18 protein-coding genes are annotated in these 17,763 nt (G+C 35.9%); 10 read left to right on the forward strand and 8 right to left on the reverse strand.

Annotated features, from left to right (window positions below):
• Positions 1 to 231 precede the first annotated feature (231 nt).
• The gene (locus ACIQZA_RS18875) at positions 232 to 777 is read left to right on the forward strand and encodes an IS3 family transposase (RefSeq protein WP_400939222.1); all 546 of its coding nucleotides are present in this window, start codon (positions 232 to 234) and stop codon (positions 775 to 777) included.
• A 789-nt stretch (positions 778 to 1,566) separates the two neighbouring features.
• Here the strand turns inward: ACIQZA_RS18875 and ACIQZA_RS18880 are convergent.
• The 3 genes from ACIQZA_RS18880 to ACIQZA_RS18890 all read right to left on the reverse strand — a co-directional run bounded on the left by ACIQZA_RS18880 (position 1,567) and on the right by ACIQZA_RS18890 (position 5,592).
• Positions 1,567 to 3,354 carry a response regulator gene (locus ACIQZA_RS18880; RefSeq protein ID WP_402883467.1) on the reverse strand — a complete coding sequence of 596 codons (1,788 nt, stop codon included), beginning with the start codon at positions 3,352 to 3,354 and terminating at the stop codon, positions 1,567 to 1,569.
• Positions 3,355 to 3,471: 117 nt separating this feature from the next.
• Positions 3,472 to 4,050, reverse strand: coding sequence for a sensor domain-containing protein (locus ACIQZA_RS18885; protein ID WP_402883466.1), 579 nt, complete (start codon positions 4,048 to 4,050; stop codon positions 3,472 to 3,474).
• A 201-nt stretch (positions 4,051 to 4,251) separates the two neighbouring features.
• Complete coding sequence (locus tag ACIQZA_RS18890) at positions 4,252 to 5,592, reverse strand: erythromycin esterase family protein (RefSeq protein ID WP_400939214.1); 1,341 nt, start codon at positions 5,590 to 5,592, stop codon at positions 4,252 to 4,254.
• A gap of 360 nt (positions 5,593 to 5,952) precedes the next feature.
• Between ACIQZA_RS18890 and ACIQZA_RS18895 the strand changes: the two genes are divergently transcribed.
• Both ACIQZA_RS18895 and ACIQZA_RS18900 read left to right on the forward strand, forming a co-directional pair.
• Positions 5,953 to 6,831: a CPBP family intramembrane glutamic endopeptidase gene (locus tag ACIQZA_RS18895; protein ID WP_402883465.1), complete on the forward strand. Its 879-nt coding sequence runs from the start codon at positions 5,953 to 5,955 to the stop codon at positions 6,829 to 6,831.
• Positions 6,832 to 7,430: 599 nt separating this feature from the next.
• Positions 7,431 to 7,514: a putative holin-like toxin gene (locus ACIQZA_RS18900; protein WP_400935907.1), complete on the forward strand. Its 84-nt coding sequence runs from the start codon at positions 7,431 to 7,433 to the stop codon at positions 7,512 to 7,514.
• 222 nt (positions 7,515 to 7,736) lie between these two features.
• Here ACIQZA_RS18900 and ACIQZA_RS18905 read toward each other — a convergent pair whose 3' ends face one another.
• Both ACIQZA_RS18905 and ACIQZA_RS18910 read right to left on the reverse strand, forming a co-directional pair.
• The gene (locus tag ACIQZA_RS18905) at positions 7,737 to 8,330 is read right to left on the reverse strand and encodes a nitroreductase family protein (protein WP_402883471.1); all 594 of its coding nucleotides are present in this window, start codon (positions 8,328 to 8,330) and stop codon (positions 7,737 to 7,739) included.
• A gap of 330 nt (positions 8,331 to 8,660) precedes the next feature.
• Positions 8,661 to 9,905 (reverse strand): ferredoxin reductase family protein, encoded by a 1,245-nt coding sequence (locus ACIQZA_RS18910; protein WP_400935883.1) that lies wholly within the window; start codon positions 9,903 to 9,905, stop codon positions 8,661 to 8,663.
• 210 nt (positions 9,906 to 10,115) lie between these two features.
• Between ACIQZA_RS18910 and ACIQZA_RS18915 the strand changes: the two genes are divergently transcribed.
• Complete coding sequence (locus tag ACIQZA_RS18915) at positions 10,116 to 10,604, forward strand: metal-dependent hydrolase (protein ID WP_402883463.1); 489 nt, start codon at positions 10,116 to 10,118, stop codon at positions 10,602 to 10,604.
• A gap of 57 nt (positions 10,605 to 10,661) precedes the next feature.
• Here ACIQZA_RS18915 and ACIQZA_RS18920 read toward each other — a convergent pair whose 3' ends face one another.
• Entirely contained in the window at positions 10,662 to 11,483 is an 822-nt protein-coding gene (locus ACIQZA_RS18920) for a squalene/phytoene synthase family protein (RefSeq protein WP_142508242.1), read from the reverse strand.
• A 758-nt stretch (positions 11,484 to 12,241) separates the two neighbouring features.
• Between ACIQZA_RS18920 and coaW the strand changes: the two genes are divergently transcribed.
• The 4 genes from coaW (at position 12,242) to ACIQZA_RS18940 (ending at position 14,407) form a co-directional block, all read left to right on the forward strand.
• On the forward strand, positions 12,242 to 13,078 hold the full coding sequence (gene coaW, locus ACIQZA_RS18925) for a type II pantothenate kinase (protein ID WP_142508241.1): 837 nt from the start codon (positions 12,242 to 12,244) through the stop codon (positions 13,076 to 13,078).
• Positions 13,079 to 13,581: 503 nt separating this feature from the next.
• On the forward strand, positions 13,582 to 13,818 hold the full coding sequence (locus tag ACIQZA_RS18930) for a hypothetical protein (protein ID WP_400935877.1): 237 nt from the start codon (positions 13,582 to 13,584) through the stop codon (positions 13,816 to 13,818).
• A 22-nt stretch (positions 13,819 to 13,840) separates the two neighbouring features.
• Complete coding sequence (locus ACIQZA_RS18935) at positions 13,841 to 13,984, forward strand: hypothetical protein (RefSeq protein WP_185903432.1); 144 nt, start codon at positions 13,841 to 13,843, stop codon at positions 13,982 to 13,984.
• Between the two features lie 90 nt (positions 13,985 to 14,074).
• Entirely contained in the window at positions 14,075 to 14,407 is a 333-nt protein-coding gene (locus tag ACIQZA_RS18940) for a DUF3889 domain-containing protein (protein WP_402883462.1), read from the forward strand.
• 37 nt (positions 14,408 to 14,444) lie between these two features.
• On the opposite strand, the gene ACIQZA_RS18945 is transcribed toward ACIQZA_RS18940, so the two are convergent.
• The gene (locus ACIQZA_RS18945) at positions 14,445 to 14,999 is read right to left on the reverse strand and encodes a DJ-1/PfpI family protein (RefSeq protein ID WP_402883460.1); all 555 of its coding nucleotides are present in this window, start codon (positions 14,997 to 14,999) and stop codon (positions 14,445 to 14,447) included.
• Positions 15,000 to 15,233: 234 nt separating this feature from the next.
• On the opposite strand from ACIQZA_RS18945, the gene ACIQZA_RS18950 reads away from it, so the two are divergent.
• Positions 15,234 to 15,632, forward strand: a complete 399-nt coding sequence (locus ACIQZA_RS18950; RefSeq protein WP_400935875.1) for a MarR family winged helix-turn-helix transcriptional regulator — start codon at positions 15,234 to 15,236, stop codon at positions 15,630 to 15,632.
• The gene (locus ACIQZA_RS18955) at positions 15,632 to 16,828 is read left to right on the forward strand and encodes an MFS transporter (RefSeq protein ID WP_402883469.1); all 1,197 of its coding nucleotides are present in this window, start codon (positions 15,632 to 15,634) and stop codon (positions 16,826 to 16,828) included. The genes ACIQZA_RS18950 and ACIQZA_RS18955 overlap by 1 nt, the downstream gene beginning before the upstream one ends.
• A gap of 40 nt (positions 16,829 to 16,868) precedes the next feature.
• Here ACIQZA_RS18955 and ACIQZA_RS18960 read toward each other — a convergent pair whose 3' ends face one another.
• Positions 16,869 to 17,543 carry a C40 family peptidase gene (locus ACIQZA_RS18960; RefSeq protein WP_400935865.1) on the reverse strand — a complete coding sequence of 225 codons (675 nt, stop codon included), beginning with the start codon at positions 17,541 to 17,543 and terminating at the stop codon, positions 16,869 to 16,871.
• Positions 17,544 to 17,763: the final 220 nt, after the last annotated feature.

The raw sequence follows: 17,763 nt of genomic DNA on the forward strand, positions 1-17,763 counted from the left end.
AGATACTTAAGAGGTTGAACCGCCGTATACGGGACCGTATGTACGGTGGTGTGAGAGGTCGACTAGCCAAATAATGGCTAGTCTCCTACTCGATTGTATTACGCATTATCTTTACAAAAAGGCTTACTGAAGCTATATAATATTGAAATTTCCAAATTTTATTTTGGTCGGCTGGATTACCGAAGATTAAAAGTATAAAATTATCATTTGTTATGATTAGTTTGGGATTGAATGGTCGCACATAATCGATTAAACCGCCGTTTCAATACGCCAAACACTTTACAAAAACTGGTTACAGACGTAACAGAATTCAAGTGTACAGAAGATGAAAAACTTTATTTAAGTCCAATTATGGATCTCTATAATGGCGAAATTATTGGGTTTAGTATGTCTAAACGCCCAACATTGGATTTCGTATTAGAATCGCTATACCAAGTTCTGCCAATCATTCAGAACCAAGCTACATATCGTACAACGATTCATTCGGTTCAAGGCTGGCATTATCAACATAATTCATGGGTGAAAACATTACGGCAAAATAAAATTTTCCAAAGCATGTCTCGCAAAGCGACATGTGCAGACAATGCGGCGATGGAAAACTTCTTTGGCATACTCAAACAAGAGATGTATTACGGTGAGATATTATTCTCATATGAAGAATTGAAGAAGAAAATCGAACGATATATCGACTACTATAACAATGAACGTATTAAACAAAAACTGGCTGGCATGAGTCCAGTAAAATACCGAACTCAAGCCAGCCAATTAGCTGCATAATAAAAACTCTAACTTTAAGGGGTCACTACCCTCGAAATTCGGGAGGTGGTTCTATTATTTAACAAAACAAGATTCATAGTTAACTGTGAGCTTACTCCTGAAATAAATAACTACAGAGAAATGAAATTTTCATTTAGGGGGCTTCAGAACCTTAACTTGATGGCGATGGGGTACCGCCACATCGCTATCTGGCCAAGCTTATGCAAAGTTAATTTTAGACAAGATTGTTTCTTTTTTTTAAGGGGCAAGTGTAGTTGATTGAAAGATTTGCATACGAAATAAACCCTAGCGGGTTTCACTTTTTTGAATTGTTTTCTTTTAAAAGTAAGCGTCAAATAGTAGGTGGGGAATATTTGACGCTTACTTTTATATTACCAAAAAGGCATCTCTTGTATAAGGATAGTCAAAAGTTTAAATATCATCTCATAAAAATGTTTAGTTACAATTTTAATAAGAAAACATATTCAAAAAACCCATTTTTTTACATATCAAATAACGTTTTTCCATTGTTTTTTAAATATATGTTAATATTTTTTTCATTTAATTTACTGTTCAAACTAGCAATGACCTCATAAATTTTATCAATAATATTAGAGTTTTCTTTTTCAAATGGTATTGCCCTTCTTGTTATACACATCATAGAGATATTAACGCAAGTATCAATCTAAAAAATGAAGCGATCAGGCTTCTAACCTCAAGGACAGTGGAGCTAGCCTACTAAATTAGAGTTCGATAGAACTCTTTACTTAGGAATCCCCCACTTCTAAACGAAGTGAAAGTGGGGGTAGTTCAATCAATAATTCCAATTTCTAGAGCCTTGTGGACAGCTTCTTCCTTGTTACGCACTCCTAACTTTGAGTAAGCTGTTGAAGCATAGTTCCTGACCGTACCATTCGATAAATATAGCCTTGAAGCTATCGTATTGTATCGAAGTCCTTTTGCTACTAGCTGCAATATTTCTATCTCCCTAGCTGTTAGCTCATAAGCGGTTGCTTTTGATTGTGGTGTCTCTTTTTGCTCATCAAACTTCTCAAATATTTTGTGAGACATCCCCTGATCAATCAGTGTCCCACCTTTGTGAATAAGTCGGATCGTATTAGCTAGCTCCAACGTTTCAATAGATTTGAGTAAAAAACCATCCGCACCGTTGCGAAGCGATTCTAACGCCTGTTCGGTATCTTGAAACGTTGTAAAAATCAATACGCGGATATGTGGCCATTGTTGCTTAATCTTTTTGGTTGCTTCGATTCCATCCATGTGCTGCATATCTAAATCCATAAGTATAACGTGGGGTTGAAGACGCCCACACAAATCGATGGCTTGATTGCCATCCTCAGCCAAACCGACTACATTTAAATCTTCATATCTATCGAGTAGTGTCCTCAAACTTTCTCGAACAAATGGCTGGTCGTCTACAATTAACAAACGAATAAGTCCATCTTTTATTTCAATTTGTCGCGGTATGGTACATGTAACAAGCATTCCTTCCTCTGGCTTTGTATATACAGACAATTGCCCCTGCAAATTCATTGCCCGTTCTTTCATCGCATTCATACCGAAGCCTTCCTGCCATTCTACATTTCCTTTTCCGTTATCTTGAACTTCTAACCTCGTATATTGTTGTTCAAACTGCAATGAAACTATAATTTCAGTCCCCTGACCATGACGTACTGCATTTGTAAGAGATTCTTGTAAGCAACGAATGAATGCGATCTTCGCTTGCTGAGACAGTTGATATTCCTCTCCGAATGTCCTAAAACTTACATTTACCTGAGCGTGCTCCTGAAATTCGGCTCCAAGATTTTGTAGAGATTGAATCAAGGAAGGCGATTGACACGGAGAATCCATTTGATGTAGGTAACCTCTCACGTCCTCGATGCTTTTACGTCCCATTTCAAGCAAAGAATCTAGCCTCTGTATACCCATTTCAGTAGCAAGTTCGGTACGCAACGTTTCCATCCCCATAATAATAGAAGTATAAGCGTGACCAACTGTATCATGAAGCTCGCTCGACAGCCTGTTCCGTTCTTCTGCGAGTGTAATACGTTCAATCTGAGACATATATTGCTCAAGTACCGCGTTTTGTTTACGAATCGCTTCATTTTGCTTATGATTGACAATTAATAAATGGAAAGCGAAGCCCATTACATAAGCAAGTCCATGGTAGGTAACCATAATCCAGTAGCTATTACTTGGCGCAACCGCATAGAAAATTCCAGTTGTTATAAAAACTGTTGTTGGAGCGGTCCAATAATAGGAAGGATGCTGACTATTCGCAGCAATTAGAAAAACCGATATAAGAAATGTAACGTTAGCTCCCGGAAATAAAGAAGTTAAATATATACACAGTCCCCCAAATAGCAGTATTTCTGTGAACAAGTAATATTTGTAATTGAACAATAAGGCTACCCATGGAATCGAGAAGGCAATAATTTCCCAAAGAATAATAATCCAAAGTGGCAATGTTAAACTATCCTGAAAATCGAATGTGGTTATGGCGATAGAGACACTAACAAGTATACGGACTCCTAACATAATCCAATCGTACCAAAACCAATACTTAACCATATCTAACAAGTCATTTACCCCCTAAATAGCCTACCTTTTTACTTCCTATATTATAAATTAATCCTTCATACATTGTTGTTGTACTTTTTAATTTCACACTGCAATTCTCTCATAGAAGGTAAAATTCTATTGATTTAGTTGCCGGATCATGCTACGTGTATAGCCCCCAATTTTCTTTGTCAAACGATCTACTATTCTACTACTTATGGCGATAAATACTATACCCATAGACATTACAAAGAGTGACTTGGCAAAAGTATCTATCTGTATGAATATAATATTCATTTCGATGTAGCGATACAGTAGCGGTGCGAACAGCAACATAAGTGGCATTATATAAAAAATGGTTGCACAAATGAGACTAAAAATGCCAATCACAAATTTCTGCATTAACCAATAGACAGCAGACCAATTGCGACGATCGGTAAGCACTAATTTCACCTGAGTCCAGTTCGATGTATCTATTGTTATACTTCTATCATAAGAGTCTGTTGAAATATCTGTATAAATTTTCGTCTGTATGCGCTCGAATTGGATAAAAGGTGTAGTAGTCTGTAGTACGCGTATAACTAGTGGAATCCCAATTACCGAAAATGAAAGGGTGAAGCTGAATAGCAGAGCTATTAGATAAAAACAAAAATAAAACAATCCTGTAACGAAAGTTAGCAATAAAAAATAACCATTCTGGATGAATCTTGATTTCATAAAGTTCTCGCTCCTATCTATGTAATAACCGAATTGTACTGCTTTTTTTGTCATTCTCACTAGTGTAAAAGTGTCATATGACAATTCTAAACGATGCTAAAAAGGGGAGAGTAACCTACTTCTGGTTAAAAAAGATGCTTATATCAATCACCATAAAATAATCCCGTTCTTGCAGATGCAAGAAGGGATTGTTTTGTACTTTTATTGAATATGAGATGGACTTGTTTTTCGAATATGAAAAATAATATCAAATTGCTCAAGCAATGACTTATCAAAGTATGCCGATTCGTTCGGTAAGAGTCGTCCTCCTATACTTAGTAATGGTCTTTTTGTTTTAACCCATTTCTCTGCTGGTCCTTTAAGGTGACGGTTATCCAATAAAAACATTTTATAGGGTACTTTCCCAAGGGTATAATTGAAACTATTTACATCTTGTGGAATAGGATCCGTTATAATCTTATCTTGGGTGTCGTTGTATAAGGTGAAATTCCCCTCCGTGGTTGTACTGCCAATTGTGACATAATTATTGTCTAAACGTTCCTTCAAATACTGCCCTGCAACATAAGGGTATAATTTCTCATCGATAATTCCTTTAGCTATATGAATATTGTGTCCCCATACCATCGTTTTACCACCCAATGTCTCTTGTGCCCACATTGCATGATCGGCCAAGTATTGCTCATGTAGCTTTAACATACTTGGATAGTCGTTAGGAATTAGCATTGTGGTAAATTTCTCTATTGCACTTGCCGTTGCTTTCGCCCAGATGTACTCGGGTGAAGCTATTTCTGTGTTGGCTTGCTTATTCTCATCTTTTAATAATCGAGCTACTCTCTCAGCGTTTGCCTTGAACTTTTCTTTTATTTCAGGAGCAAGGTCCATATATTCCTGTGTACTTCCATTAAAAGCCGACAATTCTTTATAATTTTCTTCTACTTCTGCCAGCAAATCTGGTCGATGCAGCCTTACATAATCAATTACTTTATTAAAGCAACCTTGGTCCAACTCCTTTAAGTCGAGCCCAATAAATTGGATCTTTTTTTTATTGGATGGATCAGCATTATAATCTTTCATCCACTCAATCATGGCTATAATTTCATCGGTAGGATATAAATAATTTAAAAATTCCCTAGGGTTTCCTTTTCCTGTTTGTATATATTCATTTAGTTTTAAGCCGTTTCCCCAATCTTCTTCCATTGTGAAATTTGTAAAACCCATCTCAGTAACTAAATATTTCACAAGGCGAAACTTCATAGTGAAAATTTCAGAGCTTCCATGAGTATTCTCTCCTAATCCTACATATTGTGCACTCCCAATCATTTTCTTAAGTGGTTTTAAATCCTCAAATGATTTTGACGGCTCTATTGTTTTTAATGGATAAGCCTGTGATTGTATTGATTTAACTATATTTTTTTGGATTGATTGGCCTGAATTTTCGACTGCTACTTTTTCGACTGCTACTGTTTGAGCCTTTCCTACTTCTCCACATCCTGTGACTAATAAAGCTGTACTAACCATTGCAATTATTCTTTTCTTATTCATTTTTTTCCACCTCAATTGAATTATTTGTAAAAGCAAGATTGATTCATGTACTTGCACGAATCAATTGCCTTAATTCAATTGTTATCTATCCCATATCATATTTTCTAGTTACATATTGTCATAAGGTTAATTGACACAGGTCATAGGAAAATCATTACACTTTTGTACTATCGGCTATGACAACTTATAAATAATAATTACATTGATGAGTCGCAAGTAAGACTAGATTATAAATTTGAGAGGGATTTTAAAGATGAATTAATCTGTATGCCAAAATATTTTTATTCTAAGTTGTGTCTGTGGAAATGACAGGAAGTAAATATGATAAACAAATGAATTAAAGGGGAAGGGCGGATTACAATGATATTACACGCAAAATCGTTCCACAATAAAGATAAAATCCAACGTGCTAAAATAGGACTTCAACTCTTTCTGAGTATTTTAATCATTACTTCTATCATCCTAAATGTAGTAGTAATAATTACGAAAAGTATGCCGCTTATTGTGGTATATATGTTTACCCCAGCATTTTCTTCTGTTTTGACTCGCATAATACTGAAAGAAGGGTTTAAAGATGTATCTTTTAGTCTCGGTAACTTAAAGATATGGAAGGGGATTGGTTTTGCTCTGCTAATCCCTATGATTATTTGTGGAATTACTTATTCTATCGCCTGGTTGAGCGGAATTGCGGGGTTTCAGAATCCCGAAGGTGGTATGTTAGAACCAATCTACAATATACTTGGGCTTCAGTATCTAACGGCCCCATTCAGTTTCATTTATCTAGTAGTATTGAGCGGCATTTTCGGAAGTTTGCTTAGCTTAATCCCAGTTTTGGGAGAAGAAATGGGTTGGCGAGGTTATATGCTCACAAGGCTAGTCGATGCAGAGTTTTCACGGCCCATCCTTATTAGTGGATTGATTTGGGCAACGTGGCATGTTCCAATAGTTATTGCTGGTCTATATGTAGAGGGACCATCTGTCCTTCTTTCAGTACTTGGCATCTATTTTTGTATTGTGCCATTTAGTTATATTACAGCCTATTTACGACTTATCACAGGTAGCATTTGGCCTTCGGTTATCATCCATACTACTTGGAATGCCATTATTCAAGGACCTTTTGCACGTGCAAGTACAGGATATCAAACTGAGATTTGGATTGGAGAATCTGGTTTGATAACCGCTATTATTATCTTAATTACTGCAATAATTACGTCTCGAATGGTAAATTCCACCAAATAGCATACGGATGTGTTTTAAATTCAATTAGTGAAATGTAACAAGGCGAAATAAGATGCTCCTAAAAATATTGGGAAAATATGGTTAACTTATTCATAAAGATCATAATTAGTCACATGTTATATACAAATATAATGGAGGTGCAATTATGAATATTCAAAGACATGAAAGTAATACAAATGAGATTCTTAAAAGGAAACTATGAAATCGCTATTGACTCGTCATCGGGGTATGGTAGCACTCATAGTCAAGAATTTACAATTGAAAAGTAGTTTTCACTAATTCAGCAATCGGGCGGAAGCGTAGCTGTCCTTATTAAACTAACGGGGTGCCTTAGTTGAACAAGGAGCAAAAAAACAATTGATTTAGTTGAAGAAAAGCTATCTCTTTGAGGATAGCTTTTTCTTATTACCTCTTTTCAAGAATGGGATACGATAATAAAAAAATCATCCTCCAAGGTTATTAAAAGAGGATGGCTTTTAAGGGAATCGGCAGTAGAGTTTTTTAAATTACGTATTAGATATTTAAAAGAATATAATAAAAAATGCAGTTGATTTTATAGGGTTTATTACTTGTTATATACACTTTACTTAAGATAACCAATGACAGTATTTGAAGCATTCAGTTTGATTGTGCAGTGTAGCCTTTTGCTAATTGCTGTACTGACACTGGTTCTCTCAAAATAAAAAGAAATAGCCACCCTGCCGGCTAAGTAAGGTGGCTATTGCTATAACTTTAACTTGGTCAGCCGCTATGGTTGAGGCATGATTGTTGCATTGACTGGATGTTGACGCATCCAGTCTTTTTTATTCTATATTTAGTGTATCATATTTATTCGAAAAAGAACATTTTTCTTCATTCAGCGAGCACATCAAACCAAGCGTAATTGATACAGTCTTTCTCTTGGATTAAATGAATTTTGCGATGTCATTTAGCGCTAAACGAGATGAGCCGTAAGCTGGTGCTGCTGCTTTTCCGATAGCGATTAAGACAATTGGCACTAGATTATCTGTTAATGCAAAGCGCTTCGCAAAAGCCTCTTTATTGAAGCCACCCATTGTAACCGTATCATAGCCCATATCTTTTGCTAAAAGCATGATTTGCATAGAAATTAAGCCTGTATCAAATGTAGCTATATTTTTTAGAACTTCTGTAGGAAGGTTTGAATAAATCTTTAATGAATTTTCAATCATCATGTTTTTTGTTGCTTCATCCATATAGCCAAGCTCGAAGTTTTTTGTATAGATGTCTTCAACATTATTGTACATTACAGTATCGCCTAATACCGCAATGATGGCAGACGCAGTTTCTACTTGCTCCTGGTTATTTGCAATTAAACGTAGTTCCTTTTTTACTTCCTCATCTTGGATCACTAAAAAGCGCCAAGGTTGTAAATTACTTGATGATGGAGCGGTTGTTGCCTTCACAAGTAATTCCTCTAAATCTGATTGAGGAATTTTATAATTAGCTTCATATTTACGAACAGATTTACGATCATGCATTACTTTATTTAAATAACTTATTGTAGTCAAGGTAAAAAATCTCCTTTATTTTTGATGAGATTTTACTATACGATATACTTTTTGAAATTCCAAGTAAATTGCTCGAATTTGATTAACTTCTTTCAGCGGGTGTCCAAACAGCTGCGCTACGCTTTCGGTACAAAAGTCATCCCCTGAAATAGAGGAACTCAGTCTAAGAACACCACGTCCTGTGGTAATTTATCAAAAACATGTGCCGCTGACGCTTCGCTTTCGCGCAAAAAAACATGCATTGGCCTAAAGCCTCCGCGGATTTCGGACGCGATGATGCCGGGGCATAATTGATAATTATTACTTAAATTTAAATGTCTCGAAGTCAACGTTTATATCTTTATTGCGGGATTTCAATTGCTTGGCAAAATGTTTTAGCATTTTTTCAGGGCCACACATAAAAATACTTGTATGCGGTGGCACTGAAAAATTTTCAAATGAAAGCCTGTCCATTTGGGTAGTATCAATAAAGTTCACTTTGAATTGTTGATTAGTTATTGCATACTCCTGTAAAAAATCTTTATAGATAGCATTGTTTTGACCATGATAAGTGTAAAATAACTCAATATCACGATCCAAGGGTTGTGATTGCAAATAAGATAAAAATGGAGTAATACCAATACCGCCAGCTATCCAAACTTGTTGTTGTGTTCCATTTTCAAAGTTTAAATGACCATAAGGACCATCAAGTGTGATTGGTGTATTCAGTTGAACAGAATCATATACTACTTTTGTGAAATCACCAACCGCCTTTATAGTGACAAATAATTTTTTTCCATCGCCACCTGAAATTGAAAAGGGATGAGGCGCCTTTTCTATGCCATCTTGCAAAATTTTGATAAAAATAAATTGTCCATGACGAAATGGGATGCTTCTTTCAAGAGTTAACTCTAGTTCAATAACATTGGAGCCCATTTTCTTGATTCCCGTAATGTTGCCTTCATATTTAAAAAACATATCCTGATACATTGTCAACATATATAATGCTGACATAAATCCAATAGTTGTAGTTATCGCTGTAAAAATTCCTAAAGGTGTAGGCTGCAATAAATCGTATCTGCTTGAAAAATAGGCATGATAAATTCCAAATGTATAAGGGATAAGCATTAACCGATGAAAGATTCGCCAGTGCTCATATTTTAGAAATTTAGCAAAAAGCGCAATGACAATTAACGCTATGAAACCATATTGCCCAAGTGATCCTAGTTCTTTCGCAAATTCGCTGAGTGAAGTTCTTTGTACTTTATCCCAGTGGGGGACTAAACCTTGTAATTGACCATGAATAACCACTAATACTAGTGAAAGAATGGCTAAAGATTTATGATAAAAATAAACATTTTCTAGACCATGGAACCAACGCTCAAAAATTTTCATTCTTGTTGCTAATAAAAAAACAAGAAAGAAGCCTGTAATGGCCATGCCTCCAATGATGTGGCTGAGCCTGTTAACTGACTGGATAGGTTCTATAGGTGTAGCGAAAGACCACAGTAAAGCACTACTACTCATTATTAGTATGATAAACAAAATTCCTTTGATAGATTTCATAAATAACCTCCAATATTCATTTTTATCTCTAAATATCCTATATATACAATAAGAACCTGAAATGTTTCTGATATTTTTAATTTGATATGAAAGTTAATTGCGCCAATAAAAAAAGGGATTATACGTTCGGAATATATGTTCCGTTTTGCGCTGGAGTGTGTTAAATTAAGAAGGGTAAAAATATAGAGATATAAGGAGCAGAAGTAAATAATGCAAGGGAATACACATATTATCGGGGGCATCACTGCAAGCCTTGCTTTTGCACAAATTTCTAATGATAATCCACTTGTTTTAGTAGGAGCGGGCGTTATTGGTGCATTACTTCCAGATATTTGCCATGGAGGTAGCAAAATCGGGAGGAAGTTTCCCGTCATTTCAAAGATTGTCAATACGTTGTTTGGACATCGTTCATTTACACATAGTTTGCTTTTTTTATTTCTAGTAGGGATGTTACTACATACATTTATACCTTACGAATCCATTTCACTAGGTATTTTATTAGGGATGGCAAGTCATGTTTTCCTTGATATGGGAACTAAGAAGGGTATTAAGCTGTTCTTCCCAGTATCCATTTCAGTACGTCTACCTATTACTATAAAAACGGGTAGTAAAGCTGAAAAGGTAGTATTTATGTTGTTAACGATGCTTTCAGTCTTTTTTAGTTATGAAATGATTGTTAATCTAGTTCAGTCCGTATAACTAAAGCAGCCCCAGTACGAGAGTTTCTCATACTGAGGTTTTTTTATGGTGAAAGTTTTAGTCAACCTGTACCTCTTCGACTGTTTGTTCTACTTCTGCTCGTGACATTTTTTCACGACCTTCTTGCATTGCCTTCAATGTTTTATGGGCTAATGCAAGTGGTAGACGACAGAATAATAATACAGTACGTTTATTAATATCTTTCATATAAAGATCCGCTTTCGCGAGATTTTCCTCCGCATATGCAAATAAATCTTCACGAGTCCAGCCATCAGGAACGAAACTTACTCCGCGCTCGTCCATATCCTCATGCTGATTGCGTAAAATATTGACTGCTTGGAGACCACGGCCATAGCCAATTGCTAAATCGCGATCTGTTTGAATGTCAGCACCCCACGCCCAAAGCTCGGACAGCATTGTCCCAACAAGCCCTGCAACGTAGTATGTATAATCATCTAAATCCTCTCGCGTATGCACCTGCCAGTTTGCTTTTGCCCATTTTGCCATCCCAAACGCCATTTCACTTGTTGAAGCTTGGACAATTTTACGTGAGCCTTCAGGACAAAACGTTAGCCAATCTGCTAAACGAAGAGATACTTCAGGTAGCTGATCTACATATGGCGCTAATAATGCTTCATAGGCTTCAGCATTAAATGATTCCTTTAATAACTCACTTGTTGCATTAAGTAAATCGAATTTTACGTCATTAGAAAGGTTTTCATGATCCTCAATTTCATCTATAGCACGCATTGCTAAATACGCGGCTGCCACAGACAATTTTAAATCATTTTTTAAAAAAGTAATCGGTATATAAAAAGTGCGACTAGTTTCCTTTAAAACTTGCATCGCTTCTTTATAAAGTTTTTTTTGATCTTTCACTTGTATTCCTCCGTTCAAATGGTAACACATCTATAGTATATCGTATCGTAAAAGTGATGAAAGATAAAACAGATTGTTCAATTTATAATCAACTATTTTCAAATGGTATAGATTAAGACAAAGTGGGGATAAATAACGAATAACGAGATTGCAATTTTTATAGGTAGGCACGGCAATGGCAAAATTGATTTCGAGAAGCGAACTAGTGATTGTTGGAGGATATCAGCTAATCCCCCTAGGAGTCGCCATCAACTAGTTCATATGACATACGTTTTAACAAAATGACATTTTTACTTTTATCGGAACACTTTCAGGGATTAGCGCTCAACGTTGCTAGAATCGATAATGCATCGAGTGTCATTGCATTTTCAGTTCTTTTGTGTTTTTATAGTAGAATAATGTTAAAGTTATAAAAATGCGACGAAAATCGTGTGATTAATAGAAAAAAATTGATATTTTTCATCTTTTTTTCATGAAAGTTTGCTAAGTTATTGCACATTTATTTCAACAGCGTTAAAGTTTAGGAAGGACAGAGATACAACTTCACTTTTCGAGTAATTGTAGCAGTTGATTTGCTTTCGGTACTGAAATACAATACATCGGATTTTGGCACAATAACTCCTTGCAAAATCCGTGACATTTGTGGAGGCATGAACGTTATTCAACTGGCTTCTAATCGCCTCTTGAATACAAGCAAAATCTAGTATATATCTCACCATCTGAAATAGAGATTGTACGTAAAGTCAAAGGAGAATGGTATGCCAAAGGCTATAGGTATTGATGCAGGCGGAACATTGACAAAAGTTGCTTATTTAGATGAGCATAATGAGCTCGTTTTAATAACTTTCCCGTCAAATGATTTGCTAGCAGTGCAAAATTGGATTATTAATCATCCAGATATTGAGGATATTGGTGTTACGGGAGGGCGTACAGAACAATTACTTGATGTCATCAAAACAATGAAATCGATTCATTATATAGTAGAGTTTGAAGCCACATTGAAGGGCGTTCGATTTTTATTGCATAAAGAGGGTTACTTCTTCGAGAGAAGTATGATTACTAATATTGGTACTGGTACTTCAATTCATTATATGGAAGATAATACGCATGTTCGTGTTGGTGGTACAGGCGTTGGTGGTGGAACATTGATTGGATTGTCAGCGCTTACAACTGGCATCACGGATTATAATGAAATAAGAGAACTGGCCTCTAAGGGTAATCGAGAAGAAATTGATTTACTAGTAAAGGATATTTATCAAGGGATGGACACACCTATTGATGGACAACTGACAGCTAGTAATTTTGGGAAAGTTGGTATTACGGAATCTATCAAACATCCAACAGAAGATATTATTGCAACTGTACAAGGACTAGTAGGTGAGGTTATTACCACACTTAGTATTCAATATGCTGAAGAAAAAAATGCTCAACATATCGTTTATATTGGTTCAACTTTAAGTAATAATGATCATCTTACACGTGTTATTGCCAATTACACACGTACGAAAAAGCATACACCAGTCTTTATTAATGACCACGGTTTTTCAGGTGCAGTTGGTGCATTATTAAATATAACTGAATATACGATTGTCTAAATACAATGTGCATTACTAATTAAGGTTAGTGATGTACATTTTTTTTATTTTTATTCAGTAGAAAAGTTCTACCTATAAGACGGATGAAAATCAAAGCGACGGAAAGAAGAGCTGAAAGAATACAGATGTGGTTCTTTTTTCCAAACACCTACTGAAATAAGACGCCACATCCTGTGGCAATTTGTCTGTGCGAAAGCGAAGCGACAGCAACACGGTTTTGTCTGTGCGAAAGCGAAGCGACAGCAACAACAACACACGACTGAGTGACCAATATCATGCCGCTAACGCTACGCTTTCGCGTAAAAAACATCTGTTGGCCCAAAGCCTCCGGCGGATGTCACGAATTTGAAAGGAAGGAATTGTGCGGGCACAATTCAACATCCGGACGCAATTATGCTAAGGCGAAATTGATTGGACTGGAAACCTTTTAGTAATGCCTGCAGTTATCCCCAAAGCATAAAACCTTTTATCCTGAGCACATTACATGTAGGAGGTGAATATCCGTGGCCAATAGAAACACCAATAGAAACAACAAAAACAACAATAAAACAATGAATGTTAGAACGCATAATCCTTTTGATACCTACAAAAAAATAGACCTCGATAACTCAAATAGTAATAACAATAACCCGAATGACAATCTCAATGAAGAATTCGCTGCAGAATTTGATGCGAAAGCCAAAAATAAAGATAATAAAACGAACCATAAGAAAAATCAGCAGTCCAACAAAAATAAATAACCGAAATATGGGGGCTTAAATAATGGCAAAGAAGAATAAAACGAGCTTCAAAAAGAAAAAGAAAGAAGATACACATAAAAGAAATGATCGTGAAGAATATTCAGCAGAATTTAATCAAGTAATTCATAACAATCCTCAACAACCAAAACAATCCAGTAAAAGATAATGAAAACTGCTCCTTAAGGTTGAGAATACTTAAGGAGCACTTATTTTTTGCTATTTTGGCTACTTTATACCAAAGAAATAGGAGAGGTTGATGAACTTGCGAAAATTTTGTGTGAAACTTGGCATTTTTCTTGTATTGTTTACTGTATTCATCACTCCAACGATTACTTATGCTCAACAGGGAATTCCTGCCCATGCTCAATGGGGAAAAGTAGCGATAAAAGAGACACATGCAAAATACCCTCAAGCAAAAATCCTCGATTATTTGTATGAGGGAAGCGAGGTTGTTGAGAATGCCACTATTGAAAAATTTAAACTTTTGCTAAAACAAAGTGACAAGGAATTCGGTGTACATGTTCGAATCAAATATGAAACCAATACAAAGAAAGTAGTGAAAATTGAATTCCAAGAAACCACTCCATAAAATAAGAGGATGCCTTCTTTCAGGCATCCTCATTCTGTTAGCTTTCTAGCTGTTGAATAAATTCTCGCATTAAGCCAGGTAAATCTGGCCATGCATGACCACTAATTAAATTATCGTCTGTATGAAGATTAGAATCGATATACGTTGCACCTGCTACTTGAACTTCGGGCTTGCAGGCAATATAGGCTGTTAGTTCACGTCCTTTCAATATTTCTGGAATGGTCCCGAATATTTGAGCTGCGTGACATACTGCAGCGATTGGTTTATTTTTTTCAAAGAAATGGCTCACTAGTGCCGGAACATGTTCATTTAAACGAATGTATTCTGGCGCTCGTCCACCAGGAATGATGAGTCCGTCAAATTGTGCTGGATCAACTTCTGCAAAGGATGCGTGTGCTTCTATGCCATATGCTGTACGCTCGATGTATGTATCGACACCATCGACAAAATCGTGCAATACAGTCTGTAATTTTTTTACGGATGGTGCTGCAATCGTTACATCATAGCCAGCCTCAAGACAACGGTAATAAGGATAAAAAATTTCTAAAGCTTCAACTGCGTCTCCTGCAAGTATTAATACCTTTTTCTCCATGCTTCCATCTCCTTTTATTTGTAATCTATTAGCTTAATTCGACACTTTCAAAAAATTCCCTTCTGATAGTAGTGCGTCGGAGAAAATCGCTGATAAAATGCAAGCTAATCACTGATGAACAAATACGTAAGTCGCTATGGTTATACGCCATCAAAACTTCAAACACTTTACAGCGAAAAAAATGAAGCGTATAGTATTTATTTAGCTAGGTAAATAAACAAGGAGGTCGCTAACATGAATCCTATTTTTCATGCTTTATTCCAAAAAAGTCGTTATTTAACGAATTGTTTAAATGAAGTACTGAAACAGCACAACTTGTATAGCTCACAATGGGCTATTTTATATTGCTTACATAATCATGGGCCAATGACATTAACACAAATTTGGAAGTATTTAAATGTTGAAGCACCGAGTATAACTAGAGCAATTACTCGACTTGAGGCTTTAGGTTGGGTGCTTAGAATGGATGGTGAAGATAAACGTGAAAAAATCGTTACTTTATCACCATATGCAGAGGAACATTTGCCTGCTATCACTGAAACCATCTTAGCTTTTGAGGAAGAAATGGTAGGGGCATTGACTGTTGAGGAACAACAGCAATTTATAATTTTATTGGAAAAAATGGAAGGTTGATAGACGTGCAGCAAGAGGGAAATACAAAAATATGGACGAAACGGTTTATTAGTCTCTTTTTAACAAATATCTCGGTATTTTTTGTTTTTTATGGATTGGTAACGACTTTGCCGTTATATGCGATTGGTGAGTTGCATCAGACAGACAAGGAAGCGGGATTGTTAATATCAGGATTTTTATTATCAGCCATTATAGTTCGTCCTTTTTCGGGTAAATTATTAGATGTTTTTGGGAAGAAAAAGCTTTTAGTTATATCAATAATAGGCTATTTTTTATGTACAGTTTTATATTTATTTATTCATCCTTTTGGACTTTTACTAGGATTACGTTTTATTCAAGGGATATTCTTTAGTGTTATTACAACAGCAGCTGGCTCTTTAGCCGCAGATATAGTGCCAGCCAATCGAAAAGGTGCAGGGCTAGGGTATTTCGCAATGTCTACTAACTTAGCAGTAGTTATTGGACCATTTATCGGTTTGCTGCTTATTCAATATAGTAGCTTCAATGTACTATTTATTGTGATGAGTATTTGTATATTAGCAGGGGGCATCCTAGCTGTAACGATAAATACGGATGATTTATCTAAGCCAGAACATCAGGGTAAATTGACATTTAAATTTGATGATTTATTTGAATGTCGTGCACTTCCAGTTGCGGCGATTGCTAGTTTAGTAGCTTTTTCATATTCGAGTGTTTTATCGTTTTTATCAGTCTACGCTCAGCAAAAAGATTTAATGGCTGTAGCGAGTCTATTTTATGCAGTTTTTGCAGCAGCAATGCTTATTACACGTCCATATACAGGTAAACTTTATGATACGAAAGGGCCGCAGTTCGTTATTATACCTGGTATTATACTCTTTGCTATCGGTCTTGTTATGCTCGCATTTGTCTCAGGACCAGCATTATTTTTATTGGCAGCCATTTTTATTGGATTTGGCTATGGGGCAGTAACTACAAGCTTACAAGCATTAGCTATACAGTCTACATCACATACACGCAGTGGTTATGCAACAGCAACGTTCTTTACGATGTTTGACATTGGTATTGCGCTTGGCTCTTATATTTTAGGAATGGTGGCCGTGCGAGTAGGCTATTCTTCTGTATATCTAACTGGAGCAGGCTCGCTAGTTGTAGTCTTTATCATTTATTTAATACGGTTAGCAAAAATAAAATCGAAAAAAGTAGCACATGTATAAAGAAAAAACAGTTGGGGCATCCCAACTGTTTTTTTATTCACTATATACGACCATATCCAGCAAAGTGTGTTTTCCAATAAGAGCTATTTATGTTAGCAACAGAAACACCACCGTCACTTGCACTAATCATTTGACTATTTCCAATATAAATGCCTACATGAGAAATACCAGCTTTATATGTATTAGCGAAGAATACTAAATCACCTACTTGAGGTGAACTTACTTTTTTAGCTGAACTGTAAAAACCTGCTGCAGACTTACGAGCTGTCGAAATACCAGCATTATTATATACATAAGTGACGTAGCCTGAGCAATCAAAACCTGTACTCGGCTTACTTCCACCAAATGTATATTTTACGCCCAATTGTTTTTTAGCAACTTGCACTAGGTTAGTTGTTGGTTTAGGTGTAACTGTAACTGTTGGTTTAGATGCAGCTGTTGGCTTAGGTGTAGGTGTTGATATTGTTGCTGATGTGAGTGGGGTATTGAGGTTTAACTTTTGTCCAACGCGAATTGTCGTAGAAGATAAGTTATTCCATTTCATCAATGTTTGATAAGTAACACCGTACTGATTGGCAATCTTCCATAAAGAATCACCAGATTTTACTGTATAAGTTGCTGCTGATGCTGTGTCAATTGTTGAAAAAAGTACAGATGAACTTAAAGCCAATGTAGCTAATTTCAATCCCCATCTATACTTTTTATTCTTTTTCATAATATGTATCCTCCTGAAAACTTTAAAAGCTTAATATATATATGATATTACCATTGTAATATTACAATGGTATGTCAATAAAATAACATTAAAGAGACAAATTATACTGATAATAATTGGGAAATATATTGATTTATGGCTCATCATCAAAAATTAGGGGTGATATTTATATATATATGCCATGTATGTAAGTTAATTGGATGAGGACTTGGCGATCCCT

Origin of the sequence: Lysinibacillus sp. NPDC096382, assembly GCF_044762845.1 — a bacterium.
Lineage (GTDB): Bacteria > Bacillota > Bacilli > Bacillales_A > Planococcaceae > Lysinibacillus.